At 34.8% G+C, this 256-nt stretch carries 1 protein-coding gene; it reads right to left on the bottom strand.

What is annotated here, in order from left to right; genetic code table 11:
* The coding region (locus AAEY72_RS15570) for a hypothetical protein (protein WP_352311517.1) at window positions 1-256 on the bottom strand (256 nt) is incomplete at both ends.

The raw sequence follows: 256 nt of genomic DNA, 5'->3' as shown, positions 1-256 counted from the left end.
ATTAGAATCAATGCTTGTGTAGTAAAGAGGCGAGCTATGTCTAACGTCAACACCAGTGATTAAATCAGCGTGCAACGGCTCATTTAACTTATTTTTTATGATGAGGTATAGAGCTGAATTTATGTGTTGATAACTGAGTGCAGGCAGGTATAATTGTTCTTGTAGGTCTTTTAGTATTTCAGATATATCTGTATTTTCGATATTGACTGCGTCAATAATGGAATGCAACTGAGTAGGTAAAAGAAGTATAAATTCG

It is taken from the genome of Psychrobacter sp. W2-37-MNA-CIBAN-0211 (assembly GCF_040309405.1).
Classification (GTDB): Bacteria; Pseudomonadota; Gammaproteobacteria; order Pseudomonadales; family Moraxellaceae; genus Psychrobacter; species Psychrobacter glaciei.
Note: the sequence above shows the minus strand (reverse complement) of the source record. Positions and strands in the feature narration are given on the sequence as shown.